This is a genomic window from Actinopolyspora biskrensis (assembly GCF_013408175.1).
GTDB lineage: Bacteria > Actinomycetota > Actinomycetes > Mycobacteriales > Pseudonocardiaceae > Actinopolyspora > Actinopolyspora biskrensis.
Genome location: NZ_JACBYW010000001.1, coordinates 1,219,778 through 1,245,921 on the forward strand (window position 1 = coordinate 1,219,778; position 26,144 = coordinate 1,245,921).

General features: G+C 68.7%; 25 protein-coding genes. 13 read left to right on the forward strand and 12 right to left on the reverse strand.

The features are described from left to right. Nucleotides 1–85: 85 nt before the first annotated feature. Complete coding sequence (locus FHR84_RS05250; protein ID WP_179534243.1) at nt 86–238, reverse strand: hypothetical protein; 153 nt, start codon at nt 236–238, stop codon at nt 86–88. Between the two features lie 592 nt (nt 239–830). On the opposite strand from FHR84_RS05250, the gene FHR84_RS05255 reads away from it, so the two are divergent. Beyond that, complete coding sequence (locus FHR84_RS05255) at nt 831–1,736, forward strand: glycoside hydrolase family 16 protein (protein ID WP_179534244.1); 906 nt, start codon at nt 831–833, stop codon at nt 1,734–1,736. A 202-nt stretch (nt 1,737–1,938) separates the two neighbouring features. After that, entirely contained in the window at nt 1,939–3,099 is a 1,161-nt protein-coding gene (locus FHR84_RS05260) for an alpha-hydroxy-acid oxidizing protein (RefSeq protein WP_179534245.1), read from the forward strand. A gap of 145 nt (nt 3,100–3,244) precedes the next feature. Here FHR84_RS05260 and FHR84_RS05265 read toward each other — a convergent pair whose 3' ends face one another. Then, nucleotides 3,245–4,501, reverse strand: a complete 1,257-nt coding sequence (locus tag FHR84_RS05265; RefSeq protein WP_179534246.1) for a hypothetical protein — start codon at nt 4,499–4,501, stop codon at nt 3,245–3,247. A 381-nt stretch (nt 4,502–4,882) separates the two neighbouring features. On the opposite strand from FHR84_RS05265, the gene FHR84_RS05270 reads away from it, so the two are divergent. Then, nucleotides 4,883–5,164, forward strand: a complete 282-nt coding sequence (locus FHR84_RS05270; protein WP_179534247.1) for a hypothetical protein — start codon at nt 4,883–4,885, stop codon at nt 5,162–5,164. A gap of 203 nt (nt 5,165–5,367) precedes the next feature. On the opposite strand, the gene FHR84_RS05275 is transcribed toward FHR84_RS05270, so the two are convergent. Both FHR84_RS05275 and FHR84_RS05280 read right to left on the reverse strand, forming a co-directional pair. After that, nucleotides 5,368–6,258 carry an MBL fold metallo-hydrolase gene (locus FHR84_RS05275; protein WP_179534248.1) on the reverse strand — a complete coding sequence of 297 codons (891 nt, stop codon included), beginning with the start codon at nt 6,256–6,258 and terminating at the stop codon, nt 5,368–5,370. Nucleotides 6,259–6,440: 182 nt separating this feature from the next. Then, nucleotides 6,441–6,653 carry an RNA-binding S4 domain-containing protein gene (locus tag FHR84_RS05280; RefSeq protein WP_142076901.1) on the reverse strand — a complete coding sequence of 71 codons (213 nt, stop codon included), beginning with the start codon at nt 6,651–6,653 and terminating at the stop codon, nt 6,441–6,443. Nucleotides 6,654–7,119: 466 nt separating this feature from the next. Between FHR84_RS05280 and FHR84_RS05285 the strand changes: the two genes are divergently transcribed. Continuing rightward, a complete protein-coding gene (locus FHR84_RS05285; protein ID WP_218861976.1) occupies nt 7,120–8,460 on the forward strand; it encodes a S8 family serine peptidase in 1,341 nt (446 codons plus the stop codon). Between the two features lie 54 nt (nt 8,461–8,514). Continuing rightward, a complete protein-coding gene (locus tag FHR84_RS05290; protein ID WP_179534249.1) occupies nt 8,515–8,730 on the forward strand; it encodes a hypothetical protein in 216 nt (71 codons plus the stop codon). Nucleotides 8,731–9,029: 299 nt separating this feature from the next. Here FHR84_RS05290 and FHR84_RS05295 read toward each other — a convergent pair whose 3' ends face one another. Next, the gene (locus FHR84_RS05295) at nt 9,030–9,830 is read right to left on the reverse strand and encodes an HAD family acid phosphatase (protein WP_343075150.1); all 801 of its coding nucleotides are present in this window, start codon (nt 9,828–9,830) and stop codon (nt 9,030–9,032) included. Between the two features lie 122 nt (nt 9,831–9,952). Beyond that, nucleotides 9,953–11,326 carry an MFS transporter gene (locus FHR84_RS05300; RefSeq protein WP_218861977.1) on the reverse strand — a complete coding sequence of 458 codons (1,374 nt, stop codon included), beginning with the start codon at nt 11,324–11,326 and terminating at the stop codon, nt 9,953–9,955. 540 nt (nt 11,327–11,866) lie between these two features. On the opposite strand from FHR84_RS05300, the gene FHR84_RS05305 reads away from it, so the two are divergent. Beyond that, on the forward strand, nt 11,867–12,877 hold the full coding sequence (locus tag FHR84_RS05305; protein WP_218861978.1) for a nucleoside hydrolase: 1,011 nt from the start codon (nt 11,867–11,869) through the stop codon (nt 12,875–12,877). Between the two features lie 30 nt (nt 12,878–12,907). Next, on the forward strand, nt 12,908–13,855 hold the full coding sequence (locus FHR84_RS05310) for a ribokinase (protein ID WP_179534251.1): 948 nt from the start codon (nt 12,908–12,910) through the stop codon (nt 13,853–13,855). Nucleotides 13,856–13,959: 104 nt separating this feature from the next. Here FHR84_RS05310 and FHR84_RS05315 read toward each other — a convergent pair whose 3' ends face one another. The 3 genes from FHR84_RS05315 to FHR84_RS05325 form a co-directional block, all read right to left on the reverse strand. After that, the gene (locus FHR84_RS05315; protein ID WP_179534252.1) at nt 13,960–15,168 is read right to left on the reverse strand and encodes a site-2 protease family protein; all 1,209 of its coding nucleotides are present in this window, start codon (nt 15,166–15,168) and stop codon (nt 13,960–13,962) included. 166 nt (nt 15,169–15,334) lie between these two features. Continuing rightward, nucleotides 15,335–15,667: a DUF202 domain-containing protein gene (locus tag FHR84_RS05320; protein ID WP_179534253.1), complete on the reverse strand. Its 333-nt coding sequence runs from the start codon at nt 15,665–15,667 to the stop codon at nt 15,335–15,337. Between the two features lie 117 nt (nt 15,668–15,784). Next, nucleotides 15,785–16,177: a YidH family protein gene (locus tag FHR84_RS05325; RefSeq protein ID WP_179534254.1), complete on the reverse strand. Its 393-nt coding sequence runs from the start codon at nt 16,175–16,177 to the stop codon at nt 15,785–15,787. A 124-nt stretch (nt 16,178–16,301) separates the two neighbouring features. On the opposite strand from FHR84_RS05325, the gene FHR84_RS05330 reads away from it, so the two are divergent. Then, nucleotides 16,302–16,958, forward strand: a complete 657-nt coding sequence (locus FHR84_RS05330; RefSeq protein ID WP_179534255.1) for a DUF4383 domain-containing protein — start codon at nt 16,302–16,304, stop codon at nt 16,956–16,958. A 102-nt stretch (nt 16,959–17,060) separates the two neighbouring features. Here the strand turns inward: FHR84_RS05330 and FHR84_RS05335 are convergent, their stop codons facing one another. Next, nucleotides 17,061–17,633: a hemerythrin domain-containing protein gene (locus FHR84_RS05335; protein WP_179534256.1), complete on the reverse strand. Its 573-nt coding sequence runs from the start codon at nt 17,631–17,633 to the stop codon at nt 17,061–17,063. A gap of 245 nt (nt 17,634–17,878) precedes the next feature. Here FHR84_RS05335 and FHR84_RS05340 point away from each other — a divergent pair, with 245 nt between their 5' ends. The 4 genes from FHR84_RS05340 (at nt 17,879) to FHR84_RS05355 (ending at nt 23,206) form a co-directional block, all read left to right on the forward strand. Continuing rightward, nucleotides 17,879–19,033, forward strand: coding sequence for a DUF2267 domain-containing protein (locus tag FHR84_RS05340; RefSeq protein ID WP_179534435.1), 1,155 nt, complete (start codon nt 17,879–17,881; stop codon nt 19,031–19,033). A gap of 102 nt (nt 19,034–19,135) precedes the next feature. Continuing rightward, on the forward strand, nt 19,136–19,552 hold the full coding sequence (locus tag FHR84_RS05345) for a DUF2267 domain-containing protein (protein WP_179534257.1): 417 nt from the start codon (nt 19,136–19,138) through the stop codon (nt 19,550–19,552). 95 nt (nt 19,553–19,647) lie between these two features. Further along, nucleotides 19,648–22,083, forward strand: a complete 2,436-nt coding sequence (locus FHR84_RS05350) for a phosphoketolase family protein (protein WP_179534258.1) — start codon at nt 19,648–19,650, stop codon at nt 22,081–22,083. A 1-nt stretch (nt 22,084) separates the two neighbouring features. Beyond that, nucleotides 22,085–23,206: an acetate kinase gene (locus FHR84_RS05355; RefSeq protein WP_179534259.1), complete on the forward strand. Its 1,122-nt coding sequence runs from the start codon at nt 22,085–22,087 to the stop codon at nt 23,204–23,206. Between the two features lie 31 nt (nt 23,207–23,237). Here the strand turns inward: FHR84_RS05355 and FHR84_RS05360 are convergent, their stop codons facing one another. Then, the gene (locus FHR84_RS05360) at nt 23,238–23,693 is read right to left on the reverse strand and encodes an STAS domain-containing protein (protein ID WP_179534260.1); all 456 of its coding nucleotides are present in this window, start codon (nt 23,691–23,693) and stop codon (nt 23,238–23,240) included. Between the two features lie 496 nt (nt 23,694–24,189). Here FHR84_RS05360 and FHR84_RS05365 point away from each other — a divergent pair, with 496 nt between their 5' ends. Continuing rightward, entirely contained in the window at nt 24,190–24,996 is an 807-nt protein-coding gene (locus tag FHR84_RS05365; RefSeq protein ID WP_179534436.1) for an SDR family oxidoreductase, read from the forward strand. A gap of 55 nt (nt 24,997–25,051) precedes the next feature. Here the strand turns inward: FHR84_RS05365 and FHR84_RS05370 are convergent, their stop codons facing one another. Beyond that, nucleotides 25,052–26,128 (reverse strand): NAD-dependent epimerase/dehydratase family protein, encoded by a 1,077-nt coding sequence (locus tag FHR84_RS05370; protein ID WP_179534261.1) that lies wholly within the window; start codon nt 26,126–26,128, stop codon nt 25,052–25,054. Between the last annotated feature and the right edge of the window lie 16 nt (nt 26,129–26,144).

Here is a 26,144-nt window from a genome sequence, read left to right on the forward strand (position 1 = left end):
GTCCCGAGCGGGGAACAGCGGCGGGAGACGGGGGAGACTCCACCACGGAACGCTCCCCGTGGAGCGGGAAGGCGAAGTCCCGGTACTAGTCGATGCCCGCCTGCAACACCGCCCGGGTGATCTCCAGGTGGCCAATCTGGATTTTCGGTGCGGTGCGGGTCAGGCAGGTGCTGTGCTGTTGGCTGCCGGGGGCGGCGCCCGCGCATTTCTGCTTCCAGTGGTCCAGCGCGTCGAGCACTTTCCGTGATTCAGCCACGGCCTCCGAGTACGCGGGTTCGCCCCCGATGTCGCCCAGCAGGTCCTCGACGGCGGTGGCCCGCTCCTCACCGAAGGAGTCCGCCAGGCACGACTCCGCGACGTGCGTGGCCCGCAGCTTCGGCCCCCACTTCCACCGGGTTCGGGGCCGGGCGGTTCACCGGTGCGCTCGTGCCGGGCGCGGTGCTCGTCTCCGTCGTGGAGGGTGCTTGCCGGGTTTCCACGGCTTCGGGGGCCTCCACCACGCGGAGGGCCCCGGAAACCGCGAGCACTCCCGAACCGGTCAGTACGGCCACACGAGCACGACCCCGGGAGATCAACGGTCTTCGTCCCGTGCCCGGGGCATCGTGGTCGCACGTGTGGTCCGTCAACCGAACAACGTGATCGCTTTCATGGCGCGTCACACAGCGGGAGACTGCTGCACCACGCTGCTCCGAAGGGACCTGTCGGCTGGGTCGTGCGGCGTGAAAACCGCCGACTGAATCGATTCCTGTCTTGATCGGTCAACCGGGCGCGGCGCACAGTATCGATTCACCGGGGGGATGTCCGTGTTGGACCCCACGAGAGGAAGGACCATGCCCGTACGATCGAAGACGGCGGCCACCGCCGCTGCATTGACGCTGGCCGCGTTGATGTCCTCTTCCGCGATGGCCGCTCCACAGCAGGACACCGCGGCGGACACCCAGGTCTTCTTCGACGACTTCTCCGGCGGTTCGCTCGACCGGTCGAAGTGGAACGTCGAGGTCACCGGGGAGAACTTCGGTACGGTCAACAACGAGCAGCAGGCCTATGTGGACTCGCCGGAGACGATCTACATCGACCAGGGCGCGGCTGGTTCCAGCAACGGTGCCCTGGCGCTGCACCCGCGCTACAGACCGGGTTACCAGGCACCCGATGGCAGGACCTACGATTTCGTGTCCGGTCGGGTCAACACCCAGGACAAGTTCGAGTTCACCTACGGAAGCTACGCGGCACGCGTGAAACTGCCCTCGGGTGGGAACGCGTCCGGGCTGTGGCCCGCCTGGTGGTCGCTCGGCGCGAAGATCGACGAGGGTGAACCGTGGCCGAACAACGGTGAGGTCGACGTGATGGAGCACGTCGGTGAACCGTGGACCAGCAGCGCCCTGCACGGGCCGGAGTACCACGGTGACACGCCGGTCACCGCCGACCAGCACTTCGAGGGCACGGACCCGGGCGGTTGGCACGTCTACCGCGCCGACTGGAGCCCCGACGGGATCAGCTTCTACGTCGACGACCAGCGGATCTACCGGATCACCAAGCAGGAGATCCAGAACAACGGCTGGACCTGGGTCTACGACGATCCGCAGTTCATGATCCTCAACTTCGCCCTCGGCGGTGGTTACCCGCAGGGAGTCAACGGCGTCACCGAGCCCTACCCGGGGCTTCCGCAGTCCACCGTGGACGAGGTGGCCGCGGACTCCGCCCGCTACCTGATCGACTGGGTACGGGTCCGGCAGTGACGCCGGACCGGAACACCGCGTCCGGTTGAGAACCAGTGCGATGCCCGCCCGGTGGGGCCGTTCCCGCCGGGCGGGCGCGGCTCCGGGGGGAATCGGTGCCGCCGCAGCCCTGACGCCGAACCACACCGCCGGTTAGGCTGCCGAGCGACAAGAGCCCCAGGGGGCTTTCGTCACCACCCGGTGTTCGGAAGGGAAGACGAGGATGACGCGCTACGGTGATTACCAGACCGAGATCTACGCGGGCGGGCTCGCCGGGCACCTGCCGGCCCAGCCGGTGGACTTCGCCTCCCTCGAACGCAAGGCCGCCGAAGTTCTTCCCTCGTGGATCCACTCCTACGTCGCCGGCGGTGCCGGTGACGAGCACACCCAGCGCGTCAACGTCACCGAGTTCCAGCGGTGGGGCCTGGTGCCGCGCATGCTCAACGGTGCCCGCGATCGCGACCTGTCGACCGAGCTGTTCGGCCTGACCCTGCCGCACCCGCTGTTCCTCGCGCCTATCGGGGTGCTCGGCCTCTGCGCCCAGGACTTCCACGGCGACCTGGCCACGGCACGTGCCTGCGCCCGCACCGGTGTGCCGATGGCCGTCTCCACCCTCACGCAGGACCCGCTGGAGGACGTCGCCGCCGAGCTCGGTGACACGCCGGGCTTCTTCCAGCTCTACACCCCGGACGACCGCGACCTGGCGCTGAGCCTGATCCACCGCGCCGAGAACGCCGGGTACCGCGCACTGATCGTCACCGTCGACACCTGGGTGACCGGCTGGCGCCCCAGGGACCTGAACACGGCCAACTTCCCGCAGCTGCGCGGCTACTGCCTGGCCAACTACACCAGCGACGAAGCCTTCCTCCGTCGGCTGCCCGCGAATCCGGCCGAGAACCCCTCGGCGGTGGTCGGCGAGTGGGTCAACGTCTTCGGCAGGTCCCTGGGATGGCAGGACCTCGACTGGATACGCGAAGCCACCGACCTGCCGATCCTGCTCAAGGGCATCCAGCATCCCGACGACGTGCGCCGCGCGAAGGACCACGGTGTCGACGGGATCCACTGTTCCAACCACGGCGGACGGCAGGCCAACGGCGGGGTCCCCGCGCTGCGGATGCTTCCCGAGGTCGTCGAAGCGGCCGGGGAGCTGCCCGTGCTGTTCGACTCCGGAGTCCGGAGTGGAACGGACGCGGTCAAGGCCCTCGCCCTCGGAGCCGCCGCCGTCGGCGTCGGCAGGCCCTACGCCTACGCCCTGGCCGCGGGCGGTGAGCACGCCGTGGCGCACCAGCTGCGTTCCCTGCTGGCCGAGGCCGACCTGCTCATGGCCGTCGACGGCTACCCGGACCTCGCCGCGCTGCGGCAGGCGGATCTGCGGCAGCTCTGAACGACCGCCGGTGCTCACCCGAGCCGGTCGGCTCCGGAAGTGCTGCCCCGGTCGGGGCAGCACTGTGGACGGATTCATGGGGAGGGGCGGGACGGCCCCCGTCGCTTCCGGAGCCGCGCGGTGGTCTCCGTCCCCGGCGGGACGCTCAGCGCGGGTGTCCGACGTCCGAGCCGGGCTCCCCGGGGCCGAAGTGGTTGCCCGACGCCCACACGTGCATCCACTTCTCGTTCTCCTGCCGGTAGGCGTTGCCCTGCTTGTTGACCTCGGTGGGCTTGGACCCGTGGTAGAACCAGTTGTTGTCGATGTCGCACCGGTCGGCGGGGACGCCGCGGATCGCGATGGCCTCCTGGGCCCGGTTGTCGGGATGAACGTCGTGGGTGAACCGGAAGGTGTTGTGGTGGATGTTGATGGTTCCACCAGCGACCTCGCCGTCACCGTTGTTCTGATTCAACCCGTGCATGTCGAAGGCGTGGCTGATCGGGTGCGCCCCGACGAGGTTGTAGCGGGCCGTGTAGCCGTTCTCCTCGTAGCCGAATCCGGCGATCGAGTGCCTGTTGTAGTCGAAGTAGTTCCACTCGATCACCGATTCCCCGTTGTAGAGGTTCACCCCGTAACCGAAGTGCTCCATGGGGTTGTTGTGGATGCTGGAGTGGTCCACCCGTGCGGAGACCGGGTACCCCTTGGCGCCGACGGAGATGGCCGCGTGGGTGAAGCCGTACAGCTGGCAGTTGTCCACCCGGCAGTTCTCGCCGAGGAAGTGGATCCCGCCGATCAGGTAGTTCTTGTATTCCTGGTGTTCGGAGGGGTCGCCCTCGTTGCCCTCGGGGTCCCAGTAGTCGGCGAGTCTGGGCCCCTGGATCCGCAGCCCGGTGAACCGCACCCGGTCACCGCGGGTTTTGAACATGGGCAGGGGAGTGTCGGAAACCGGGTTCTTGTCCCGAGTGGTGTACAGCAGCCCACCCAGGCTGCCGTTGTTGCCCCGTCCACCGGAAAGGATCACCCCGGACGCGATGGACAGGGTGTTCTCCCGGCCCGTCAGGTCGATCCGCGCGTCGTCCCCGACCCGGATGATGTCGCCGTCACCGGCCTGCTCCAACGCGTCTCTCAACCCGTCGAAGTCGTTCACGTGGAAGGAGGGCGCGTCCCCCGGGCTGGAGTGGTAGGTCTTTCCGCCGCCCTGCTTCAGGTCGACCGGTGCCGGGTCGGGCATCGTGTTCACCGCGAGCGGAGCGGACCCCGCAGGCCGGTGCGGACCGGAACCGGTGCGGCCCGCGGCCGTACCGGCCGAGAACCCGGCCACCGCGAGACCGGCCGCGCCCGCCGTGCCGAGCTTCAGGAAGTTCCTCCGGGCGAGGGAGCCGTCATCGGGTCTTTCGGAATCGTTCCGCGCGCCGAATCTCATGAGTCAACCTTTCCGTCTCGAACTTGGCTGGTGTTTTCCTCTCGTGGATTTCGCGGGGATCCTCGTTCAGAGCGGGACAAGGCGTCAACAGCGTGGCGGGACGGGGAAATCGAATTCATCGTTGCGCCCGTCCTGGTCCGAACGGAGTTGCTTCCGGTTGCTGCTTTCGGGGGATTCTCGTCATCGTGGAGCGCTTTTTGATCAATTGTCTTCGGCGAAGATTTTTCGGCGTGACCGGAGGTGCATTTCGGCGAGCGGGTTTCCGTGCGCTCCGTACGCGGGCGGTAGCGGTGGCCGCCCGCGCGAGTGCCGCGGACGGTGGAGCGCTCGCCGGGGAGTCGCGGAGGCAGCTCGGTAACGATGCGGAAACACTGGGGGTTTATGGGCGTGCCGCTTCCGGGCAGCGGGCTGTTCGAGCGAGCGAACGGGGCCGAGCTCGGGGACACTGGCTCGGGTCAGGGGAACCGGGGGAAGGGGGAGCTTCTGAAGGGGCTTCTTTCACTGGTAGCAGTCGCGTTGCTGGTGTGGTGGGTCGCCGACTCGCCGCAGGAGGCCGCGGCGGCCGCACAGCAAGGTCTGACGATGCTGCGTCAGGCGGCCGAGTCGTTGAAGACGTTCCTCGACACGGTGGCCTGGTCGGGATTCCTGTTCGGCTTGTCGTAGGTGGTCGCTGAACGAAACCTCCTGCGGTGGTGCCGTCTGCTCGGATCGAGAGCTCGGCGCTGCCGGTGCCGAAAGCACCGCGCCAGTCGTCAGCACGATCGGAGAACATCAGTGAGCGCGGTCCGTCCCGCGGTCGCTCGTGCGCTTCCGTCGGCACGAGGCCGCCGGACGGAAAGCAGGCCGAGGGGAGGTTCGGACTCGGATCAGATGTCGAGCGGGATGCGTCCGCCGGCCGCGCTCAGCATGGCCAACGCCGCGTCGGCGAGATCGAAGTCGTGACCGCGGTTCTCGGCGTGCGCGCGGCGCAGGTTGACCGCGTGACGTTCCGCGTCCTGCCACTCCGGCCAGTGTTCACGGGCACGCTGCTGCAGCGTGCTGTGCTCGGGTTCGGGGTCCGTGGTGACGGCGAGCAGCCACCGCAGGTAAGCGGACTGCCGCTCGAGCACGTCCTCGGCCGGAGTGGTGACCGGACCGTGTCCGGGAACGAGCGTGCTCGCCCCGAACCTTTTCACCCATTCGAGCGCTTCGATCCATCCGCCTATGCTGCCGTGCAACGCCAGCGGAGTGACTCCGGAGAACAGCAGGTCGCCGGTGAACAGCACACTGTCGGCCGGGTGGTGAACGACCAGGTCCCCACCGGTGTGCGCCCGGACGGGAACGGGATGGATCTCGATCCGGGTCTCACCCAGATCCATCTCGGTCGGTTCCGGGACGGGAGTGATCAGCTCGGGAGGGGATATCTCCCCCCAGGGGACCTCTCCGAAGATCTCGGGATGGGTGTGCGGTCCGCCGCGTATCTCCTCGGCCGCGGCAGGCGTGGCGCGCACGGTTCCACCGGCCAGCTCCACGTGTCCTGCTCCGTTGGCGTGATCACCGTGGGCGTGGGTCAGCACCGCGCTGATCCCCCGGTCCCGGTTGCCGCTCCGTGCCTGCTCGATCAGGCGGCGACTGCGCTGTTCTGTGGCGCAGGTGTCCACCAGCACCAGGTGCTCGGCGCCGCAGATCCAGCCCGCGTTGTTGAGAAACCACCCGCCGGGTGGTTGCAGGTACGCGGTGGTGCGCGGGCCGACCGGCCGGGTTTCGGGGACCGACATCGTTCAGGAATCCTCACGGTACGGCTTGCTCGGATGGTCGGGTGGCGGGCACGTGAGTCGGCGTCTCGGGAGGTTCGCCGGGTGGGGCGCCCGTGGTTACCCGGTGCCGGGGCGCCCACTCACGAACCCGCGGGAAGTTCCGCTCGGCGAGCACTCACGACGTGGAGAGCGGAAGACATCGGTCAGCCGGTGCTGACCCGCAGTGTCTGCTCGCCCACGGAGACCTCGTCGCCGGGGACGAGCTGCCTCCCCCTGCGGGTCTCGACCTCCTGATTGACCCGCACCTCGCCCGCCTGTACGAGGCTCTTGGCCTCGGCGCCGTGCTCGACCACTCCCGCCAGTTTGAGCAGTTGCCCGAGTCGGATGGTCTCGTCCCGGATCTCCACGTCCTCCATGGGTACCATTCTCCCCGCGGGGTGCCGGGGTGGTTCGAGGGTGTGCGACCGTCGCCGGCCCGGAGCTCGTCGCGGGGGCTGCACGGGCGGGTGATGTCGCAAGACGGACACCCGGGCAGCACTTGAAAATATTTCGTTTTGGCCGTTCCTTCTTTCGGGGAAAGGGATTCACTCGGTTTCGTGTTCTCCTTTCGGGGTGTTCACTGTCGATTGCTTCGAGGCACTGTGATACTCACCCGTCGGAATGAAATTATTCAAAAATCTTGCAGAAGGTGGCTAATAACCTTTGGGTCACGCTACGGTTACAAGTGTGGATCAGTTCGGGTCGACCGTGCGTGGTTTCGGGAAATGGCTTTCCGTCGGAACCGAAGTATCGCCGTCCCGCGCGGAACGCGTGATCGACTCGGATGCGGCCGTTACTCCGAACTCCCCGTAAAGCTGATCGTTCCGAAGGAGAGATGTCATCATGGCCGGTTCCAATCCGTCCCCGGGAAGCCCGTCTTCGGGAAATGGCGACTCGAAACGAGCCCACGGCGCCCCGGCTGAGGGGTCGGACGCCTCCACCGGGCGCTATGTGGTGGTACTGAGCGACGAGGTCTTCGCCCGGGAAGCCGACGGGATCGAAACACTGCGCTCGTTGAGCGGGACGAGCGACATCGTCAGCACGAGCGACTTCGAATTCGGCGCGCTGGACGTCGACCAGGCGGCGAGCGCCGGCGCGACGATGTTCGGCGATCTGGGGCTCGGCGTGTTCAGCGCTGATCCGGACAGAGCCGAGGCGATCGCCGAGGCCGCCGCGCAGGACTCCCGGATCGTTTCCGTGGAGCCCGAGCAGCTCATGTACGCGCTGGGAGACTCCGGACGGGCGTCCGAAGCGGATGGAGGAACCGCCGAGCGGATCTCAGCGGCCCCCACCTGGTCGGTGGCGAGCCCCTCCCAGCAGTTCGCCGACACGGATCAGGCCACCTGGGGGCTGCAGGCCACGGATACGACGAAGTCGCCGCTGGCCGGTGCGGGCATCAGCGTGGCCGTACTGGACACCGGATTCGACACGCAGCACCCGGACTTCGAGGGACGCGAGCTGAGCACCCGGTCGTTCGTGCCCGGCCAACCGGGCCAGGACGGCAACGGGCACGGTACGCACTGCGTGGGCACCTCCTGCGGACCGCAGAACCCACCCGAACCCCCGGGCAGCCGTCGTTACGGTGTCGCGGCGGAGGCCGAAATCCTGGTGGGCAAAGTCCTCGGGGACCAGGGGTCGGGTTCGGACACCGAGATCCTCGCCGCGATCAACTGGGCCATCAAGAACGACTGCCGAGTGATCTCCATGTCGCTGGGCGCCAACAGTCGCCAGGTCTCGAAACGCTACGAGACCGTCGGGCAGCGTGCGTTGAACCGAGGATCGCTGATCATCGCCGCGGCGGGCAACAACGCGGAACGCAGCGCGGGCGACCCCGGATTCGTCGGCGTCCCGGCCAACAGCCCCTCCATCATGGCCGTTGCCGCCTTGGACTCCAAGCTCGGCATCGCCGACTTCTCGGCACGCAGCAGTTCCGTGGAGGGAGGACAGGTCGACATCGCAGCACCGGGAGTGGAGGTCTACTCGAGCTGGCCCATGGACCAGCGTTACAACACGATCTCCGGGACGAGCATGGCGACCCCGCACGTGTCGGGTATCGCCGCGTTGTGGGCCGAGCGCAGCGGCGCGCGCGGGGAGGCCCTGTGGTCGACACTGGTTCGTGCGGCGCAACGTCTGGAGTTGCCCGCGGCCGACGTGGGGGCAGGCCTGGTCAAGGCCCCGTTGTGACGGTGTGCGTGCGGTCTTTTCCGCACCGGGCGATGGTTCTCGAAGGGACGGTGGATGTCCGAGAGAGTGGTGATCACCCTCGGTGAGGAGTGGATGAACGACCCCGAGACCGCCGCGGAGGAGCTGCGGCGGTCCGGGATGCACGTGGAGCAGGTGCTCGACCAGCTGGGCGTGGTCATCGGATCGTTGTCCTCGGCCGACGCCGAGGAAGTGCGCGGCTTGTCCGGAGTGGCCGCCGTGGAGGTCGAGGACACTTTCGGAATTCCCTGAGCAAGTCGCTCATCCCTCGCCGCCGCTGTGCCGATCCGGGTGTTCGGGAGGCAGTGCTTGGTTGATCACGCTTCTGTCGACCGAAGGAGATCACCCCGAGGGCTGCCCGGGACACCGCGCACGAGGGGATCGGGCGGCCGGGACCGAGCACACCGGACCGCCCAAGTCGCGTGACCCGCGCGCCGATCACTGGACCCGGCCGCTCGGAGAGCTCGCCGCAGAACTCGGACGACGCCCGCGCGACGAGGCGGCCCCGCTGATCAACGGGAGCCCAGCGGGGCCGCCTCGAATCGTTACTGTCAGGGGATGTAGTACATCGGGTTCGGCAGCTTGAAGGTCTTGTCCGCGTAGCCGCCCTTCAAATCGCTGTACTGATCACCGACGTTGGCGAGGATGTCGTACCCCCGGGACTCGATGTGCTTGCGAGTCCCCGACTTGTACTCGACCGTCGTGCACTCGCTGCCGCACTCCAAGTACGGCGGCGGGTTGTTGGTGTTGTCCAAGAAGAAGTGCTCCTTGTCGACCGGCACGTCGTACCCTGCTTTCTTCAGGTTCCGCACGCTCCAGTCGCGCTGGTACTCCTCGCGGCCGGTCACGAAGAAGACTGCGATGTCCTTGTCGTGTGCCCGGTTCACGAGGGCGGGCATGCCGAAGACGGGGTTCGCATCGGTCGATTCGAGATACTTGTCCTGGGCTCGGCCGGTGAAGTCGTAGCCTATCCGCCGCTCGAAGTTGTACATGAGCAGGGTGGTGTCGTCGACATCGACGACGAGGGCCGGTTTGCCGTCGGCCTCGTTCACGGCGGCCTGGTTCAGGCTTCTCCGGATCTGGTCCTCGATACGGCGCACCTGTTTGGCGTAGCTGCTGTCCGGTGAGGCGTAATGCTCGCCGTTCTCGGTCTCGACGTCGCCGTAATACGCCTCGATCTCGGTCTTGACCTGATCGAGGTTGGGGATGTTCCGGTCGGTTTGCGGAGTGCTGCTCCCCGCGGTTCCCTCGCCGGTGTTGAACAACGCAGCACCGGCGAGAGCAACGGCCGTGGCGGTCGCCGTGAGAACGCGACGAGCGCGCGGCGAAGTGACCAGCGGTTGACGAGACACGCTCTACTCCTTCAATGGTTGGAGGGCAGTAAACGACAGGATCGTTCGGGGATCGACGTCGGCGCTCTCCGGCGGGTACGCCCCGGATGAGCCGGAAGTGCTGTTCGGCACCTCGTCATCCCTCATCGGGCGGTGGCCACTTCCTGCGCGCCGGTTTCCGGGGTGGGTTTGATGAGCAGAGCGGCCAGCAGGGCCAGCACGACGAGTCCCGCCGATGCCCACAGTGCCGTGTGCAGCGCCTCGAATGTCGGAGGCCCGCCCGACGTGATACCGGTGACGACACTGGAGACGACGGCGATGCCGAGCGAGGAGCCGATGCCGAAGCAAGCTCCGTTGATCCCGGGCAACGAGCCGGGTTTGTCCGGGGGCGCGGATTCGACCGCTAGCCCGGTCAGCGCGGTCAGGCTGTAGCCGGTGTAGGTGACGCCCAATATCGCCAGCGCGGCGAACAGGACCCACGGCACCCGGGGCGCCAGCGCGAGCGGAAGGAACGCGGCGGCCGTACCCAGGAGGCCGATCAGGATCGAGCGTCGCCAGCCGATTCGAGGTGCGAAGTGTCCGGCGATCGGGGCCGCGACGATCCCGAGAGCCGAGGCCGGGGTCAAAAACAGGAGCGCCGAAAGGGTGGCCGACATCCCGTATCCGCTCTCGGAGCTCTGGGTCAGCAACGGGATGGTGAAGTTGAGCATTCCGAACACTCCGGCCAGGGTGAACACGGTGGTCAGCAACAGCGGCCACACTCGGCGAGAGGCCAGTGTCGCGGTGTCGATGAGCGCGTCACGGGTCCTGCCTTCCACCCGGGAGAACAGCACCAGAGCCGAAAGACCGCCGAGCAGCAGCCCAAGCGTTCCGGGAGAACCCCACCCCCAGCTGCTGCCTTCGTTGAGGGCGAGCAGTACGCCGGTCAGTCCGAGACCGAGCAGGAGAGCGCCTTTCCAGTCCATCTTGCCGGTTGACGGAGCGCTCGTGGACGGAACCCAGATGAACACCGCTGCGGTGGCCCCGGCGGTGATTAGCAGACTGGCAAGAAAGATGCCGCGGAAACCGACGGTGTCGGCGACCATGCCACCGAGCACCGCGTCGATGCCCGCGATGCCGCCGTTGACCGCGGTGACGATTCCGAGAGCACGCCCGAACCTTCGGGGCGGTAGGGACTCGTGCAGGATCAGGTACGCCAGGGAGAAGGTCCCCGAGGACACCCCTTGCAACATCCGGCCGATGACGAATATCCCGATGTTCGGCGCGAGGGCGCAGACCGCTTCACCGGCGATGAGCGTCCCCAGCGTCGCCAGCAGCATGCGCTGTCGCCCCACGTGGTCGCTGAGCCGCGCGATCGTGACCTGTCCGATCGCGGCGAACAGGAAGAACAGCGTCTGGGCCAGTCCGGCCGGTCCGCTGGTGGTGTCCAAACGTTCGATCACGTCCGGTAGCGCCGGGGCGAGCATGGTGGCGTTGATCTGGTATCCGGCCACCGCGAGTACCAACGTGCTCAGCAACCCGGTATGGCGGGACGGAGACACCGCGCTCGGTGACGGATCTCGGAGCGTCGTCATAAGAACTTCCACCTCTACCGAGGTTGGGAGCGGGGGGGAGCCACATGTGGGGGTGCGGGTGGCGTGGACGAGCCCGGTTGGGTGCAACCGAACTCACTCATGTCTGACAAGTTCTGCTTGTTGACGGAAGGGTTTACCGGCTCAGTCTCAACGAAGTCAAGCTTTGACTAGTATTTATCTCGATCCGAGGTGACGAAGTGTTGACGAAACGAGAGAACTCTTTCTATGTTGTCTGACATCAGAAGGTGTTCAGGAAGCGGACCGTGATGGGGTGGTCAACCGCTGCGACGTCCGCCCGTGGATCTCGACGGGCGACACGTCGACTCCCCCCCGCGCTCCGGAGGAAGCTCTGCCGTAGCGCGCCCACCACCCCGGGCCGAGCGGATCCGCTCGACGAACACGCCCCTGCCTGCCGTCGAACAGCCACTCCGGGCAGCGCGTCGGACCACCACGTACCAGATCCGTAAAACACCTCGACACCGAGTGACCGAGCAGGAAGGCACCCCACAGATGGCCACGGAGGAACCCCTGATCGTCGACTGCGACACCGGCATCGACGACGCGCTGGCGCTGCTGTACCTACTCGGTGACCCCGCCGTCGATCTCCGAGCCGTCACGAGCGTGTTCGGCAACACCGACGCCGTCACGGCCGCGGACAACACACTGCGCGTGCTCGAACTGGTGGGACGTCAGGACGTTCCCGTGACGATCGGCGCCCGCGTCAACTGGCGGGGAACTTTCCACCCCGCGCCGTTCGTGCACGGCGAGGACGGCCTGGCCAACGCGGGGTTGCCCGCGCCGGCATCGGCGCCGCGGGAGGAGCCTGCACCGGAAACGATCGTGCGCCTGGCACGGCAGCACCCCGGCCGGCTGCGGCTGCTCGCGCTCGGTCCCCTGACCAATCTGGCCACAGCGCTGCTGCTCGAACCGAAACTGCCCGAACTGGTCGAACACGTAACGGTCATGGGCGGAGCGATCCATCATCCGGGCAACGTCACCGCTGCCGCCGAAGCCAACATCCACAACGATCCCGAAGCGGCCCGGATCGTCCTTCGCGCGGGGTGGGACATCACGCTGGTGCCGCTGGACGTCACCATGACGGAACTCCTCACCGAGGAGCACCACAACCGACTTGAGCGAACCGGCCGTGCGGTGCCCTCCTTCGCTGCCTCGATCCTGGGGCACTACCTCGACTTCTACGAGCGGGACGTGTTCGGGGCCCGCAGCGCCGCCTGCCACGATCCCCTCGCGGCGGCCGTCGCCGTCGGCGACATCCCCTGTCACCGGGCACCTGGTTTGGCGGTCGATGTGGACACCGGAGACGGCCCGGCCCGCGGCGCGACCATCGCCGACACCCGCGGGAGCTACAGCGACTTCCCGAACCGGGAAGACACCAGTGCGCGCGTCGTGCTGCGCACCGAACGAAGCTTTCCCCAGCAACTGACCGAACGACTGTGCGGCTTTTTCGACGCCGACTCCCACCACGCCGCGTAACGCTCGTGGCCCTGCGAGAAAGGACCTGCGATGTCGCACGCCATCGACCTCGTCGTGGTGGGCTCCCTCAACGCCGATCTGACCGCGCGGGTGCAGCGTCATCCGTCGCCGGGCGAAACGCTGCGGGCGACCGAGCTGAACACGAGCGCGGGTGGCAAGGGATCGAACCAGGCGGTGGCCGCCGCCCGCTTGGGAGCACGCACAGCCATGGTCGGCCGAGTGGGCACCGACGCGCATGCCGATGTACTGCTGAACGCTCTGCGCGCGGACGGAGTCGACGTCACACGCACCCTTCGTGACGGTGACGCCCCCACGGGAACAGCACTGATCGCGGTCGCTGAGTCCGGGGAGAACACCGTCCTCGTCGCAGGCGGCGCCAACGCGCGGCTGTCGGCCGCCGACCTCGATGCCGCGCACTCGGTGCTCGTCGAGGCGTCCGTCGTCTCGCTCGTTCTCGAGGTTCCGGTCGCCACCGTCGTCGCGGCCGCTCGGGCCGCGCACGAGTCCGCCGCCCGCGTGGTGCTGAACCTGTCTCCGGTCGTTGAGCTTCCCCCGGACGTGGTGGCACTGGCCGATCCGCTGATCGTCAACGAACACGAGGCCCGCGAGATCCTGCACCGGAACGGAGAACACCCGCCCGGTGCTTCCGTCACCGACCACGCCGAGGCGCTGTGCCGTCTCGGAGCTCGCTCGGCCGTGGTCACCCTCGGCGCGGCGGGAGCGGTCGTCTCCGAGAACGGCCACACCCGACATTTCCCCGGACCGGCGGTGGAGGTGCTCGAAACCACCGGTGCCGGAGATGCCTTCGCCGCGACCGTGGCCTGGCGGCTCAGCCTCGGAGACACACTCGCCACCGCGACCCGCTGGGGCGTGCGGGTGGGTGCGTACAGCGTGCGATATCCCGGCACACATCCGTCCTATCCCACGTGCGACGCGCTGTCGGCGGACTTTCCCGCGGCCACGTCCGAGGACCCGTAGCGGAGTTTCATCCGGGGGCGGCCACCGGCACACGAGTCGGAGCCCTGCTGCTTTGCGGGGCACATCGAGCAGCGGTTACCCCGTGCTCGGGACTTCGAACGGGTTCAACGGCGGCGTCCCTGCCCCGGATACCACCAGTCCGCGGGCGGTTCCGCCCCGGGAGGAGCCCCCGTCTCTCCCGGGGCGGTCCGGGTGCGCGGTCTCGTCATCCTGTCGGTGACGATCCTGTTGAGCTCCGTGCCGAGAACCATTCCCACGGGACGATCGTTCTCGAGAACCAGAATCGAAGTGTTACCGGGGGCCCGGAGCCGGGGGAGCACGGTCGTCAGGGCTTCGCCCGCGGTGGCGGACTCGAACGCGGAGACGGGCCGGGCGATTTGTCGTACCGTTGTGCGCTCCTGATCCGGGACCGGAACCGCGCGTAGCTGTTCGGGGGCGACCACCCCCTCCGTACGTCCGGCCGTGTCCGTGACGGCGAGGGCGGCGTTTCCGTGCATGCCGGAGACGGTCAGCGCGGTACGCACCGGTGACTCCGCACCGATCGGCGCCAGACCGATACCGATGACGTCCTCGATCCGGACTCCCGCGAGCGCCGCGCTCACCTGGGCCTGCTGCTTCTCCGCCCCGGCCGCCTGGATGACGAAAAGCCCGATCAGCACCGCCCAGATCCCCTCGAAACCGCGGGTCACCAGGTTGTAGAAGCCGTAGGCGATGAGCAGGAAGCCCAACGCCGCCCCGGTGCGCGTGGCCCACACGGCGGCTTTGAAGCGGTCCCCGGTTCGGGACCAGATCGCGGCGCGCAGGATCCGGCCCCCGTCCAACGGGGCCGCGGGCAGCAGGTTGAACACGGCCACGACCAGGTTCAGCGCGCTCAGGTACCCTGCGACGGCCACGCTCAGTTGTCCCGCCTGCAACGCGGCCAGCACCCAGGCGAGACCGGCGAAGACCCCGGCGAGCAGGCCGCTGGCCACCGGTCCGACCACTGCTATGAGCAGGTCGACCCGCGGGTTGGACGCCTCACCGCGCAGCCGGGAGACGCCGCCCAGCAGCCACAGGGTGATCCCGTCCACCGGCACACCGCGCCGGACGGCCACGAGCGCGTGAGCCAGTTCGTGCACCAGCACCGAGGTGACCAGCAGCAGAGCGGCTACTCCCCCGGACAGCCAGTAGAGGAAGGCGGCGTGGCCGGGAAAGGTGCTCGGCAGCCAATAGGAGCCGAGCACGAAAACGATCAGCCCGACGATACCGGCCACGCTCCAGTGCAGTCCGAGGCGAATCCCCGCTACGCGGCCCAGCGGAATCGTGCCTGTCATAACCGATCTGCCAACCCGATCGGAGGTCTCGTGCCGGAAGGCCCGGTCCTGCTCCGTTCGACCCTTCCACGACCAGCGTCACAGCGTTTCCTCCCACGGGCAAGTATTCCGTTGCGGCGGGTCCGAGGAGGTTCCGAGAGGGCAGAGGCCCGTGAGGTCGGTGTTTTCAACCGGCCAGCACGTAGAGCGCGCCCAGTGCGGCCACCAGGACCGCCAGCAGCGTGATTCCGGCGGGCAGCGTCCCGTCGACCAGCGGCCGCGGTTCGTGCTCCCGGTTCCCGGAGTGGTGCCGCAGTACGGCCAGGCCGCTGACCACTCCCGCCACCGGCAGCAGCACGCAGGCCGCGCCGACCGCGAGCCGCGGGCGGGTGTGCGCGACGAGTTTGAGCAGCACCAGAGCGCCCACGAGGAACGTCAGGGCGGTGCGCAGCCAGGCCAGTGTGGTGCGCTCGGTCTGCAGCCCGGGCGGGGGCTCGGGGGGCTCACCGGGGTGGCCCATCTCGATCAGCTCCGTTCGCTTGGGTCTCCTTGCGGGGCGGAGCGCTCCGCGGGCGGGGGCTTCTCGGTCGTCGCCGGGCCGTTGAGGCCGGTCCAGCGGTTCCGGTGCGGAACGGGCTCAGAAGCCGAGCAGTACCAGCAGCACCGCGACGGCCACCCCGACGGCCGCGAGCCCGTAGCCGAGAAAAGCACCCATTCGCGGGGGAGGCAGCGGCCTTCCGGTGCGCAGCGCCTTTTCCGTGGTGGCCCAGCGGGTGAACGACACCGCGCTGATGAGCACGCCGCCGATCAGCAGCAGCACGGCGAGCGCCGTGACGAGCGGGGCGTGCAACAGGGCCGTGGTGGTGTTCACCGCCTCGATGCCCACCCCCGCGGCCATCAGCGCCATCGCTGTGCGCAGCCACGCGAGGAAAGTCCGCTCGTTGGCCAGGGAGAAGCGGGGATCCGGGTCGGTGCCCTCCCGGTAGACCCGGTGCGGCCTGCGGCGGGTTTCGTGGCTCGGCGCGGACATGGCGCCATCCTAACGGGGGCGCGGGAGCGGTTGATCGCGTGGAACTCGCCGGGGAGTGTTTCGGATCTCGCGGCAGTGGGCAGTCCGTTGTCGAACGAACTCTCGGGTTCTCGGAGGTCCGACCATGGCGCTGGGTCCTCGCATGGTGCACTGGATACACCGCTCGGGCGCGGCCGTTATCGGACTCGCCCTGCTCGTGTTCGCGGTCACGGGGCTGATCCGAGGGCTTTCCTGGTTCAGGACGGAAGGCCAGTGGGTGTACGGGCTGTCCAGCAACGGTGCGCTGGCCGTCATCTCCGTGGTGGCCGGTGCGCTCCTGGTGGGAGCGGCCCTGTGGGGGCCGAAGGCCTCCTCCACGACGAGTGTCGTGTTCGCTGCGCTGTTCCTGCTGTCGGGGATCGTGCACCTGGCGATCCTGCACACGTCGTTCAACATCCTGGCGTTCCGGTTGCCGAACGTGTTCTTCAGCCTGGTCGTCGGTGTCTTCCTGCTCGTGCTCGGTTTCTACGGCAGGGTCTCGGGAGGGCTGCCGCCCGACAACCCCTACCGGCGCGCGCATCCGATGCGTTCCCGCCGCCCGGATCCGGAGGAGCAACTGAGCGCGGAGGAGCCGGACGAGCAGGAGCGGCGACTGCTGGAAGCCGAGGTCGCCATGGGGGAGGGCAAAGCGACCGTCGACCAGGTCCTGTCCGTGCGGCGGGACCACGCGCGCCGGAGGGCTTCGGAGCACGCGAGGGCCCACCGTCAAGCCGCGCGTCGTGGCTCCTCGGGCAGGTCCTGAGCGGATTTCTCCGGCGGCGCCCGGTCGGGCCCGGTGAGTCCGGCCCGGGCTCCCCCGCGTCGAGATCGCCACGGCCACGAGGCGAGACCGCTTCCCGGCCGGTCAACGTTGTCTGCCGAATAGCGCGTCCCGCACGCGGTCGACGAGGCCCATCCCCGGATCCAGGAGCATGTTGGCGGGCGGATGGCTCGGTGCCGCCGGATGCGGCCGTGTCGGGGCGACGGAGCGCACCATCGTGATCTTGCTGCCCAGGGCCAGCAGTTGCCGGGCGCTGCACGCGGAGTACAGGCGCGGGAGCAGTTCCCGTTCCTCGCCGCGCATGTGCTCCCGGAACCCCCGGAACAGCGCACGGGTGCGCCGGTCGAACTCCTCCTGCTCGGAGGTGATGCCCTCCAGGGCTTTCAGCTCCCGCTCGAACCGGGCGTGCTCGGAGAGCTCCCGCTCGGTGGTGGAGCGGAGCTCGTCCAGCTTCTCCCGTACCGCCGGGTAGAGGTACTCCTCCTCGGCCACCATGTGGCGGATCATTTCGGCGGTGATGTACTCGACCAGATCACGTCGGTTCCGCGAGTCACCTGACCCGCCCTCGTACTCCTCGAAAGCACGTTCCAGAGTGCGGTGATCGTTGTCCACGATGTCGATCAGATCGCCCTCGTTGGTGACCAGTTCCCGCGGCATGGTGTTCTCCTGCGGCGTCGATGCGCACGCGTTCGAGTGTTCGGGCGGGGGTGCCCGGGACTTCGGTGTCCGGCTCGTTCCGGGGACACGCTTACTCGCGGATATCCCGGATGAGCCGGGGTGAAACCTCCCGCGGCAGCGCGCTCCCGCTCGGGTGGGAGTTTGCCGCCGGGATCACCGTGGAACCTTCCCGGTGGAACCCGCGCAGGAACACGGGCTCGCGATCCGGGGAGGTGACAGCGCCGTTGAACGCGGAGTCGGGGGAGGACAGGACCGCACCGACGGCCACGGTGGGGCTGCTGTCCGATCCGGGAAGGCCGACCGACATCGCTCAGAAGCTGAGCGCGGAGTTGCCCGGCGTGTTGGCGGACCGGGTGAACAGCGAGGTCGTCTGGCGGGTGTGCGTTCGTTCCGAACAGGTTCCACTGGACGAGCAGGGCCGTATTCCCCTGGACGAGGCGGCGGAGAAGATGCCCGCCGAGCAGTGGGACCTCATGGTCTGCATCACCGAGCTGCCCCGCAGTGACGGGAGCCGTCCCGTGGTGGCCGACGTCGACGTGAAGCGTGGTGTCGGGCTGGCCTCACTGCCCGCGATCGGCTGGTTGCGCCCCCGCGCCCACGCGCGCAACACCGTGGCGCACGTGGTCGGTGTGCTCAGCAAGGAGAAGCTGGGAGCGAGCGGCAGTCGTGCGGTCAGCCGCAGTCACCATCACATACGCAGGCGCCCCACCGAGTTCGCGTCTCCGGTGCGTCAGGTTCCCTCCGATCAGGAGAACATCGATCTGCACCTGGCGCTGACCGGTGCGCGGGGCAGGCTGCGGTTGTTGTTCGGGATGGTGCGGGACAACCGCCCGTGGAGACTGGTGCCCAGCCTGTCCAGGGCGATCGCCGCTTCGGCCGCCGCGGCCGCGTTCGGGATCTTCTACCCGTCGATCTGGGGTATGGCCGATGCGCTGAGCGTGCAGCGGCTGGTGGCGATCTCCTGCTTCGCCGTGGTGGTGATGGCCGTCTGGATCACCGTGCACAACAGCCTGTGGGAGCACCCCGCGCGGCACGTGGACGCGAAACGGGCCGCACTGTACAACGCGGCCACCGTGCTGACCCTGCTGATCGGTGTGCTGTGCATGTACGTGCTGCTGTTCGCCGTGACGCTGCTGGCCGCGGCGGCCGTCATCTCCGCCTCCTACATGGAGGCCCAGCTCGGGCACTCGGTGGGGTTCTTCGAGTACGTGAAGTTGGTGTGGTTGGCCAGTTCGATGGGCACCATCGCCGGCGCGCTGGGATCCAGTCTGGAGAGCGAGGCCGCGGTGCGGCGGGCGACTTACAGCAGGCGGGAGCAGGAACGCCGAGCGCGCCGTCGCAGGCGGGAAGGCGTCGGGGAGGAGAAGGGCACGGACTGACCGCCGTCGACTCCCGGTGGGAGGTTGCACAGCCGCGCGTTATGGGTAACCCCCTGCTGAAGCACAGCGTCGATCGAAGTACGGCGTCGATTGGGGAGGATCATGCAACACGACACTTTCATCGGCCAGGTGCAGGACCGTGCCAAGCTGCCGAGCCGGGGGGCGGCCGAGGCGGTCACACGGGCGACGCTGGAAACGCTCGGCGAGCGGATCCCGGAACAGCTCGCCGACCACGTGGCCGCCCAGCTTCCGCGGGAGATCGGCGAGCACCTGCGGCGCACCGAGGTGTTCAGCGGCGCGGGAAGCGGCGAGCGCTTCGACCTGAAGGAGTTCCTCGATCGGGTGGGTGCCCGTGGCGGGCTGGACGAGCCCCAGGCCGTGTACTCCAGCCGGGTGGTCATGGAGGTGCTGCGCGAGGCCACCCAGGGCGGTCAGATGGACAAGGTGCGGGACGCGTTGCCGGAGCGGCTCCGGGAGCTCCTCGACTCCGGAAGCACCGGCGAGATGCACACGACCTGACCTCGTCCCCGTGGACACGGGACCGCGTCCGCGGTCAGGTCGGGTGAGTTCGGTGCAGAACACGCAAGTGCCCGTACGAGACGGGGGTCTCCTGGATGCGGACCGTTCCCGCGGCGTCGCTCGCGGACGGCGAGTACGAGCGAGTGGACGCCTTCTGGCGAGCCGCGAACTACCTGGCCGTCGGCCAGCTCTACCTGACGGCGAATCCGCTGCTGCGCGAGCCGTTGCGCGCCGAGCACATCAAACCGAGGTTGCTCGGCCACTGGGGCACGGTGCCCGGGCTCACGCTCGTCTACGCCCACCTCAACAGGTTGATCCGCCACGGTGATCTCGACGTGCTGTACGTGACCGGGCCGGGGCACGGCGGCCCGGCCGTGCAGGCCGCCACCTGGCTGGAAGGCTCCTACAGCGAGATGTACCCGGCCGTGGGCAGGGACGAGGACGGGATGGCCGAGCTGTTCCGGAACTTCTCCTTCCCGCGGGGGATGCCCAGTCACAGCGGTCCCGAAGTCCCCGGTTCGATCAACGAGGGCGGGGAACTGGGCTATTCCCTGGCGCACGCCTACGGCGCGGTGTTCGACGCCCCGGAACGCATCGCGGTCTGCGTGGTCGGGGACGGCGAGGCGGAGACGGGGCCGTTGGCCACGGCCTGGCACGGCAACAAGTTCCTCGATCCCGTCCACGACGGCGCGGTGCTTCCGGTGCTGCACCTGAACGGGTACAAGATCGCCAACCCGACCCTGCTGGACCGCATCGGCGACGAGGAGCTCTCCGCGCTGCTGAGCGGGTACGGGCACGTTCCCTACCTGGTCGAGGGCGATGACCCGGAGCGGGTGCACCGGGAGCTCGCCGGGGCCCTGGACCGCGCGGTCGACGACATTCGGGAGATCCGCCGGTCCGCACGGGAGCACGGCACGAGAACCAGGCCGCGGTGGCCGATGGTCGTGCTGCGCACACCGAAGGGGTGGACGGGCCCTGGCGAGCTCGGTGGTGAGCCCGTGGAGGGAACCTGGCGGGCCCACCAGATCCCGCTGGAGTCCCCCGCGGAGGATCCGGAGCGGCTCGGGCTGCTGGAGCGGTGGATGCGCGAGTACGCCCCGGAGGAGCTGTTCGACGAACGGGGCCGGCCCCGTTCGGTGGTCACCGACGCGATTCCGGAGGGGCGCAGGAGAATGGGGGCCAATCCGGCTGCCAACGGGGGCGTGGCGGTCGCGCTGAGGCTTCCGGACGTCCGCGGGTACGCGGTGGACGTCCCCCGACGTGGTGGCGGGGTCGGATCGCCCATGGCCGCGCTCGGGGAGTACCTGCGTGACGTGTTCTCCGCGAACGCGCGGCGGCGCGGCTTCCGGATCTTCTGCCCCGACGAACTGGACTCGAACAAACTGGGCGCCGTCCACGCCGCGACCTCGCGGGCCTGGCAGGCGGACACGGAGTCGGTGGACGTCGGGTTGGCTCCCGGCGGCAGGGTCATGGAGGTGCTCAGCGAGCACACCCTCCAGGGCTGGCTGGAGGGCTACCTGCTGACGGGCAGGCACGGGTTGCTGGTCAGCTACGAGGCGTTCGTGCACATCGTCGACTCGATGTTCAACCAGTTCGCCAAATGGTTGAAGGTCAGCGGCGAACTGTCGTGGCGCGGGCCGGTCCCCTCGTTGACCTATCTGCTGAGCTCGCACGTCTGGCAGCAGGACCACAACGGTTTCTCGCACCAGGACCCCGGCTTCCTCGACCACGTCACGCACAAGAAGCCGGAGTTGGTCCGGGTGTATCTGCCTCCGGACGCGAACACGCTGCTCTGCGTCGTCGACACCTGCCTGCGCGGCGAGAACGGAATCAACGTGGTCGTTTCCGGTAAGCAGCCCCAGCCGAACTGGTTGGCGATGGACGAGGCTCGGCGTCACGTAGTGCGGGGGATCGGAACGTGGGAGTGGGCGGGAACCGCCGAGGGGGAACCGGACGTGGTGCTCGCCTGCGCCGGCGACGTGCCCACCAGGGAGACCCTCGCCGCGGTGGACCTGCTGCGGCACCGGCTCCCGCGGCTGGGGGTGCGGGTGGTCAACGTGATCGACCTGCTGCGTCTGCAGGGCGGGCACGAGAACCCGCACGGCATCCCGGACACCGAGTTCGAATCGCTGTTCACGGCCGACAAGCCGGTGGTGTTCGTCTACCACGGTTATCCGTGGTTGATCCACCGGCTCACGCACGGGAGGCCGAACCGGAACCTGCACGTGCGCGGCTACCGCGAGGAAGGGGCCACCACCACGCCCTTCGACATGGCTGTGCGCAACGGGATAGACCGCTACGCGCTGGTCGTCGACGTGATCGACCACGTCGCCGGGCTGGGGGCGGGAGCCGCGGACGTGCGGCAGGCGATGATCGACAAACGCACCGAGCACGATCTCCACACCCGCGAGCACGGCCGGGACCTTCCCGAGGTCGCGGAGTGGACCTGGCAGGGCCCCGGTTCCGAGGAACGCTCCGGCGAGGGAGCGGGGAGCGCGGAAGCGGGCGACGAGCACGGGATCGGAGGATGACGTGAATACCGGTGTTCTGACGGTGAACCCGGGGTCGAACAGCCTGCGGCTCGATGCGGTCGAGGTCACGGCGGACTTCTCGCCCCGGTTGCTGGACTCCCGCCACACGGGTGAGCCACCCACCTCGGGGGAGTCGTTGCGCGCTTTCGACGAGTTCCTCGAAAGGCACCGGTCCGTAGTGCGTGGAGTGGCCCACCGGCTGGTGCACGGAGGACGCCGTTTCCCCCGGCCGGACCTGTGCGGCCGGGACACCGTCGACGCGTTGCACGAGCTGGAGCCGCTGGCACCGCAGCACGTTCCCTCCACCGTCCAGCTGCTCCAGCGCGCCGGGCACGCGGCCCCCGAACTTCCGCAGGCGTTGTGCCCCGACACCGCTTTCCACGAGACCGTTCCCGAGGCGGCACGTGTCGAGCCGGTGCCCGAACGCTGGAGGGAAGCCACCCGCCGTTTCGGGTTCCACGGGATCTCCTACGCGTGGGCGCTGCGTCGTACGGGCGAACTGCTGCGAGCGCCCCGGGAGGACCTCGACGTGCTGGTGGCCCACCTGGGTGGCGGGAGCTCGGTCTGCGCGGTGCGTGCCGGTGCCAGCGTGGCGACGAGCATGGGGCTGACCCCCTTGGGCGGGATCGTGATGGCCCGGCGCAGCGGGAACGTGGATCCCGGCGCTCTGCTGTGGTTGCTGCGCCACGGACAGGTGAGCCTCGACGAGTTGAACGATTCCCTGTACGGGGAGTCCGGGCTGTACGGCCTGTCCGGGGGGTACTCCGACGACACCAGGGAGCTCGTCGCCGCGGCGAACCGTGGTGGGGCCGCGGCCGGACTGGCGATCGAGGTGTTCTGCGGGCGGGCCGCCGAGGGGCTGGCGGCGATGGCCACCCATCTGCGTCGTGTCGATGCCGTGGTGCTCACGGGCGAGATCGGCTGGAACCAGCCAGAAGTGCGCGAAGGAGTCTGCGAGCGGCTTTCGCCGCTGGGGGTTCCCGCCGGGCTGTCCGGGAACCGTGCCGAGGACGGTGTGATCAGCCGTTCCGGTGAGAGCCCGCCGGTGCTCGTCGTGGAGCCACGCGAGGAGCTGCAGCTCGCTTCGGAATCCGTTCCGCTGTTCGACGACGTCGCTCGGTAACAGCACTCTGCCGGGACGTGGTGGCGGCCGTTCAACGCGGCCGGTCCCGGACGGTGGCTTGCGCGCTGCTGACCGCGTGCTCGGCCGACTCCGCGTGGACGAACCTGTCGCCGACCTCCAGCAGCTCCAGCAGTCTGGTCACGGCTGGGCCGGGTACCAGCACCAGTTCGATCCCACGGGCCCGCGCCCGTGCGGCGGTTTCGAGAAGAGTGAGCACCCCGTCGGTGTCGATGAACTCGATACCGGACAGGTCGAGCACCAGCCCCGGAGCGGTGCATTCCAGCCGGTGCCGCACCAGTTCCGCGAAGTCGTTGGTGGTTGCCGTGTCCAGTGTTCCCTCCGCGGACAGCACGAGCACTCCGGTGCCGGGGCGGTGGACCTGTACGCGCAACGGATGGTCCGGACCCGCTCCGGGGCGGAAGAGCGGTCCGGGGGCCGCCGCCTCCGGGCCGCGGGAGCTCTGCTCGGGTATGTCGAATTCGGGCATGTTCTCCCCACAATTCGGGAGGGCTCCGCCGACCGGAACACGTGCTGGGGAATCCGGTCCACCCGTCCGGCCGTGGTCTCGTCATCGCAGCGGCTGCGTGCTCTCGACGGAGTTGTGGTGGATCGGCCGATCCGGAGGCGACCACCCGGGCGGAGCCGCTTCTCCGTCCCCGGGCCCGTAAGCGTGCTTCCCCCGTCGAGAGGTTCCGTTTCGTACGGAAAGCCGTGTCACCAGGATGCACCTGACAGGCCGGCGCGCAATCCGAGATGCACCTGACAGGCTGGCGCGCAATCCGAGATGCACCTGACAGGCCGGCGCGCAATCCGAGAACGGCCCCGAAGAGCGCCCGCCGCGAACGGAGTTTCATCCGGCTCCTCGGGGGGAAGCCGGGTGGCGGACCGAGTCGCGAGCCGTTCGTACCCGGGAGGATGCGGTGGTCGAGGAACCGGAGAGCGTGCCGGGGCAGCAACAGGACTACCCGGGGCGTACCGACGCGATGCGCCCGCTTCCGCGGGACGAGATGCGGGCATACGAGGGCAGGGGGCTGCTGGAGGGAAAGCGGGCCCTGGTGACCGGCGGTGACTCGGGCATCGGGCGTGCGGTGTCGGTGGCCTTCGCCAAGGAGGGGGCCGACGTCGCCGTGGTCTACTACGGGGACGCCGAGGACGACGACGCCGAGCGCACGGCCACCCTGGTGCGTGCTCAGCAGCGCCGTTGCGAGCTGTACAAGGGCGATCTGGCGGAGGAGGCCTTCTGCACGAGCCTTCCCGGCAGGGTCGCGGATTCCCTGGGCGGGCTGGACGTGCTGGTCAATCACGCCGGAACCCAGGCCTACCAGGAGGACTTCACCGTCATCGACACCGAGCAGTTCGACCGCACTTTCCGGGTCAACGTCCACGGACCGTTCTGGTTGACCCGCGCCGCGCTGCCGTACCTGCCGGAGGGCGGATCGGTGATCAACACCGGCTCCGTCAACGGGCTGCGCGGGAACAAGGCGCTGATGGACTACTCCGCGAGCAAGGCCGCCGTGCACATCCTGACCAAGTCGCTGGCCCAGTCCCTGGCCGAGAGCGGTATCCGGGTGAACTGCGTGGCTCCGGGGCCGGTGTGGACCCCGCTGATCCCCTCGACGCTTCCGGAGGACAAGGTCGAGGGATTCGGGGAGCAGACCCCGATGGGGCGGAAAGCCGAGCCGGACGAGATCGCACCCTCGTACGTGTTCTTCGCCTCCGAACTCCTGTCCAGCTACTACACGGGTGAGGTGCTCTCCCCGGTCGGTGGGGAGACCCATCCGGGAGCCTGACGGCCCGGAAGCACTCGGGACCCGGGGGTCCCGGCCGGGGGCTCGGCGGCCTCCGTTACTGTCTGCTTCCGACTCCGGTCGCGATCTCGTGTGCTCGTCCGCCCGCCACCCGTGGTTCCAGCGGAGGCGTGGGAGCGCCCTCTCCCCGGCGCATACCCGTGATCACCTCGGCTAGTGCCTCGGCGGCGTCGTAGCGCGGTGACCAGCCGAGTTCGTCCCGGACGCGTGTGGTGTCCATCCGGGGCAGCCGCAGTACCGCGTCGAACAGCTCGGGAGAGGCGGGAACGGCGCGCAGTTTCCACAGCGCTGCCAGTACCGACCGTGCGGTCCGGGCGGGGATTCGAAGTTGACGTGCCCCGAAGAGTTCGGCCAGTCCGGAGCCGTCGAGCGGGGGCTCGGCGGCCACGTTGAACGCCCCGGCGGAGGGGGAGTGGATCGCCAGGCGGTATGCCTCGGCGACGTCGTCGGTGTGCGTCGCCTGCAGCACCAGTCCGGTGGGAACGGGCACCACGGGGAGCGATTCGGGGCGCACGAGCCGTTGGGGGAGCAGCGGCCCCGCGAACAGCCTGCGTTGTTGGGCGGCCGACTCGCGCTTGAACAGGAATCCAGGACGGAGCCGTACCACTCGCGTGCCGGAGTGCTCGCTTTCGAAACGGTCGAGGCAGCGTTCCAGGTACGCCTTCTCCCGGGTGTAGGCCGCGCCGGGCCATCCGTGGGTGGGCCAGGACTCGTCCACGAGGTTATCCCCAGTGGACGGTGAGTAGGCTCCTATGGAGGAGGCGTACACCAGGGTGCCGACGCCCGCCTCGGCGACGGCGTCGAACACCCGCAGGCTTCCGAGCACGTTGTTGCGCCAGGTCGTGACCGGGTCCCGGGTGGGTTGGAATATCCATCCGAGGTGGACGACGGCGTCCTTGCCCCGGAAGTGCTCGACCAGTTCGTCGGTGCGGATGTCGGCGGACAGCCAGTGCACCCCGGGCGGGGCGAACCTCGGCAACCGGCGGACGACACCGGTGATCGAGGCAACCCCCGGGTCCGCGCTCAGCGCGTCGAGGAGGCTGGTCCCCACATTGCCCGTGGCTCCGATGACGACCACGTGTGCGCCGTCGTTCGCGTCCCCGTGCGGGCACATCGTCTCAACTCCTCGT

Bases quoted from the DNA above. Each gene is read 5' to 3' on its own strand.
- FHR84_RS05270 (WP_179534247.1), top strand. From the start codon at position 4,883: ATGGGCGTGCCGCTTCCGGGCAGCGGGCTGTTCGAGCGAGCGAACGGG.
- FHR84_RS05275 (WP_179534248.1), bottom strand. From the start codon at position 6,258: ATGTCGGTCCCCGAAACCCGGCCGGTCGGCCCGCGCACCACCGCGTAC.
- FHR84_RS05265 (WP_179534246.1), bottom strand. From the start codon at position 4,501: ATGAGATTCGGCGCGCGGAACGATTCCGAAAGACCCGATGACGGCTCC.
- FHR84_RS05360 (WP_179534260.1), bottom strand. From the start codon at position 23,693: ATGCCCGAATTCGACATACCCGAGCAGAGCTCCCGCGGCCCGGAGGCG.
- FHR84_RS05260 (WP_179534245.1), top strand. From the start codon at position 1,939: ATGACGCGCTACGGTGATTACCAGACCGAGATCTACGCGGGCGGGCTC.
- FHR84_RS05325 (WP_179534254.1), bottom strand. From the start codon at position 16,177: ATGTCCGCGCCGAGCCACGAAACCCGCCGCAGGCCGCACCGGGTCTAC.
- FHR84_RS05285 (WP_218861976.1), top strand. From the start codon at position 7,120: ATGGCCGGTTCCAATCCGTCCCCGGGAAGCCCGTCTTCGGGAAATGGC.
- FHR84_RS05280 (WP_142076901.1), bottom strand. From the start codon at position 6,653: ATGGAGGACGTGGAGATCCGGGACGAGACCATCCGACTCGGGCAACTG.
- FHR84_RS05370 (WP_179534261.1), bottom strand. From the start codon at position 26,128: ATGTGCCCGCACGGGGACGCGAACGACGGCGCACACGTGGTCGTCATC.
- FHR84_RS05345 (WP_179534257.1), top strand. From the start codon at position 19,136: ATGCAACACGACACTTTCATCGGCCAGGTGCAGGACCGTGCCAAGCTG.
- FHR84_RS05320 (WP_179534253.1), bottom strand. From the start codon at position 15,667: ATGGGCCACCCCGGTGAGCCCCCCGAGCCCCCGCCCGGGCTGCAGACC.
- FHR84_RS05290 (WP_179534249.1), top strand. From the start codon at position 8,515: ATGTCCGAGAGAGTGGTGATCACCCTCGGTGAGGAGTGGATGAACGAC.
- FHR84_RS05365 (WP_179534436.1), top strand. From the start codon at position 24,190: ATGCGCCCGCTTCCGCGGGACGAGATGCGGGCATACGAGGGCAGGGGG.
- FHR84_RS05255 (WP_179534244.1), top strand. From the start codon at position 831: ATGCCCGTACGATCGAAGACGGCGGCCACCGCCGCTGCATTGACGCTG.
- FHR84_RS05350 (WP_179534258.1), top strand. From the start codon at position 19,648: ATGCGGACCGTTCCCGCGGCGTCGCTCGCGGACGGCGAGTACGAGCGA.
- FHR84_RS05315 (WP_179534252.1), bottom strand. From the start codon at position 15,168: ATGACAGGCACGATTCCGCTGGGCCGCGTAGCGGGGATTCGCCTCGGA.
- FHR84_RS05330 (WP_179534255.1), top strand. From the start codon at position 16,302: ATGGCGCTGGGTCCTCGCATGGTGCACTGGATACACCGCTCGGGCGCG.
- FHR84_RS05310 (WP_179534251.1), top strand. From the start codon at position 12,908: ATGTCGCACGCCATCGACCTCGTCGTGGTGGGCTCCCTCAACGCCGAT.
- FHR84_RS05335 (WP_179534256.1), bottom strand. From the start codon at position 17,633: ATGCCGCGGGAACTGGTCACCAACGAGGGCGATCTGATCGACATCGTG.